Origin of the sequence: Tepidimonas fonticaldi (assembly GCF_001675355.1) — a bacterium.
Taxonomy (GTDB): Bacteria; Pseudomonadota; Gammaproteobacteria; order Burkholderiales; family Burkholderiaceae_C; genus Tepidimonas; species Tepidimonas fonticaldi.
The window spans coordinates 1-2,814 of the sequence record NZ_LZDH01000013.1 but is presented as its reverse complement, the minus strand read 5'-3'; the positions used below and the strand labels follow the sequence as shown (position 1 = coordinate 2,814).

At 65.7% G+C, this 2,814-nt stretch carries 2 protein-coding genes and 2 pseudogenes; all 4 read left to right on the top strand.

Annotated elements, in window-relative coordinates; all coding sequences use genetic code 11:
* Positions 1-153 (top strand): annotated as a pseudogene (locus A9O67_RS13355) (IS3 family transposase); the annotation flags it as partial.
* Positions 154-182: 29 nt separating this feature from the next.
* Positions 183-1,001: pseudogene (locus A9O67_RS02630) on the top strand (N-6 DNA methylase); the annotation flags it as partial.
* A 61-nt stretch (positions 1,002-1,062) separates the two neighbouring features.
* Positions 1,063-2,247, top strand: coding sequence for a Fic family protein (locus A9O67_RS02625; RefSeq protein WP_197484408.1), 1,185 nt, complete (start codon positions 1,063-1,065; stop codon positions 2,245-2,247).
* 71 nt (positions 2,248-2,318) lie between these two features.
* Complete coding sequence (locus A9O67_RS13350; protein WP_156682233.1) at positions 2,319-2,645, top strand: restriction endonuclease subunit S; 327 nt, start codon at positions 2,319-2,321, stop codon at positions 2,643-2,645.
* Positions 2,646-2,814: the final 169 nt, after the last annotated feature.

The following is a 2,814-nucleotide window of genomic DNA, read 5'->3' as shown; positions in this document are numbered from 1 at the left end:
GGACAGGGTCGCGAGGCCGTGGAGATCAAAACGCTGCAGTGGGTGCACTGGTTTAACCACGAGCGATTGCTGGAACCCATCGGCCACATTCCGCCCGCCGAGGCTGAGGCAAACTACTGGCGGCAGCTCCAGCACAAGCCGGAGACCGCCTGATACTCAAACCCAATCGCCTCTCAGATTCCCGGGGCGGTTCAGCCGACATCCGCTGGAACAACGAAGGCAGCTTCCACAAGGACGAGCTGCGCGACCTCAAGGCCGACTTCATCCTCGCCAACCCGCCGTTCAACATCTCCGACTGGGGCGGCGAGCGACTGCGCGAAGACGTGCGCTGGCAGTTCGGCGTGCCGCCCGTGGGCAACGCCAACTATGCGTGGCTGCAGCACATCTACCACCACCTCGCCCCCAACGGCACCGCGGGTGTGGTGCTGGCCAACGGCTCGATGAGCTCCAACCAGAGCGGCGAAGGCGAGATCCGCAAGGCCATGCTGGAAGCGGACGTGGTGGACTGCATGGTGGCGCTGCCGGGCCAGCTCTTCTACTCCACCCAGATCCCCGCCTGCCTCTGGATCCTGGCCAAGGGCCGCAGCAACGGCCTGGTCAGGAAGACCAGGCTGCGCGACCGCCGCGGGCAGGTGCTGTTCATCGATGCCCGCAACATGGGCGTGATGGTGGACCGCACCCGGCGCGAACTGACCGATGAGGAAATCAAAAAGATCGCCGACACCTACCACGCCTGGCGCGGCGAGAAGGATGCCGGCGAATACGCCGACGTGCCCGGCTTCTGCAAGTCCGCCACGCTGGACGAGATCCGCAGGCACGACTACGTGCTCACGCCGGGGCGCTACGTGGGCGCCGCGGCGCAGGAAGACGACGGCGAACCATTCGAAGTAAAGATGGCGCGGCTGGCAGCACAGTGGCGCAAGCAGCGGGCGGAAGCGGCACGGCTGGATGCAGCGATCGAGGCCAATCTGGAGGCCCTGGGCTTTTCAACGCCGCGTTGAACTCGGCTCTGGAACCCGACCATACTAAACGCTACGTTTAACAAGCGGCCCATCACGGTTCATGATCAACACACCCCATCCCATGCGCTTCCGGGCCGGTCGCTACCTGCAGCAGCCCACCGGCTACCGGGCCTTCATCCCCGCGCCCCTGCCGCCGGATCCGCCCCTGGACCTCTCCGGCCCGCTGCGCGAGCGCCTGTCGGAGGCCGACTACGCCCTGGGGCGGCTGGATGGCGCCGTGCTCACGCTGCCCAATCCCGACCTGTTCGTGTTCATGTATGTCCGCAAGGAGGCCGTGCTCTCCAGCCAGATCGAAGGCACGCAAAGCTCCCTGCAGAACCTGCTGGCCGCCGAGGCGCAACTGTTCGACCCGGATACCCCCAGGGACGTGAACGAGGTGGCCAACTACGTGCGCGCCATGAATCATGGCTTGGCCCGGCTGGCCGACCTGCCCGTCTCCGTGCGCCTGATCCGCGAGATCCACGGCGAACTGATGCAGGGCGTGCGCGGCGGACGCCTCGCGCCGGGCGAGCTGCGCACCAGCCAGAACTGGATCGGCCCCGGCGGCTGCACCTTGGCCGATGCCACCCTCGTGCCGCCTCCGCCGCACGAGGTGCCCGGCGCCCTGTCCGACCTGGAAAGGTTCCTGCACGACGGCGCCGGCCTGCCGCCCCTGATCCAGGTGGGGCTGGCGCATGCCCAGTTCGAAACCATCCATCCCTTCCTCGACGGCAACGGCCGCATGGGGCGCCTGCTCATCACCTTCCTGCTCACGGAAAAGCGCCTGCTGGGCAAGCCGGTGCTCTACCTCTCGCACTACTTCAAGCAGCACCGCAGCGCGTACTACGAGCGCCTGCAGGCCGTGCGTGACGCCGGGGACTGGGAAGGCTGGCTGGGCTTCTTCCTGGAAGGTGTGGTCAGTGTCAGCCGCGAGGCCGCCCGGACCGCCGCCGCCATCCTGCGCATGCGTGAAGAATTCCGCGCCCGCATCACCGAAGGGCTGGGCCGCGCCGCGGCCAACGGCCAGCGCGTGATGGACCGCCTGTTCGACCACCCCATCGTCAACGTGGCCACCGTGCGCGAATGGCTGGACCTCACTCCCGCTGGCGCCAACCAGATCGTCAGCAGGTTGGAAGGCATCGGCCTGCTACGCGAGATCACCGGCTATGCGCGCAACCGGCGCTTCGTGTTCGCGCCGTACTTGAGGCTGTTTGATGAACAGAGGGAAGACGGGTATGGCGGATAAGTGGTGCGGGCAGCGGGCGGAAGCGGCGTGGATGGATGTGGCAATTGAAGCCAACCTGAAGGAGCTTGGGTATGGCGAATGAGTGGGCAGAGACCACGCTTGGTGCTGTAGCAGACTTCCTTTCCGGAGGTACGCCATCCAAAGATCGCGCTGACTATTGGGGAGGGACTATTCCCTGGGTCACGGCGAAGGACATGAAGCGCTTTCGGCTCGAAGATACGCAAGATCACGTCACGGAAAATGGCGCAGAGAACGGGACGAAGGTGGTTCCCGCGGGCACCGCCTTCTTGCTCACTCGCGGAATGACCCTCTTGAATGACGTGCCGATCTGCGTTGCTGGTCAGCCGATGGCGTTCAATCAGGACGTGAAGGCTGTCGCATCCCGGATGATCACATAATACCCAGCCGCCGTGGATACCTGCTGGCACGCAGCATCCTGCAAGAGCTGCTGCGAGGCGCGGGAGTCGGCGGCGAGGTGTCATCCGAAGGAGTGCGATCATGATCGTGCGACTGCACAAGTTGGCGCGCACCACCCCGGCGATCCGCGCCGAGATTGCCGCCAGCGAC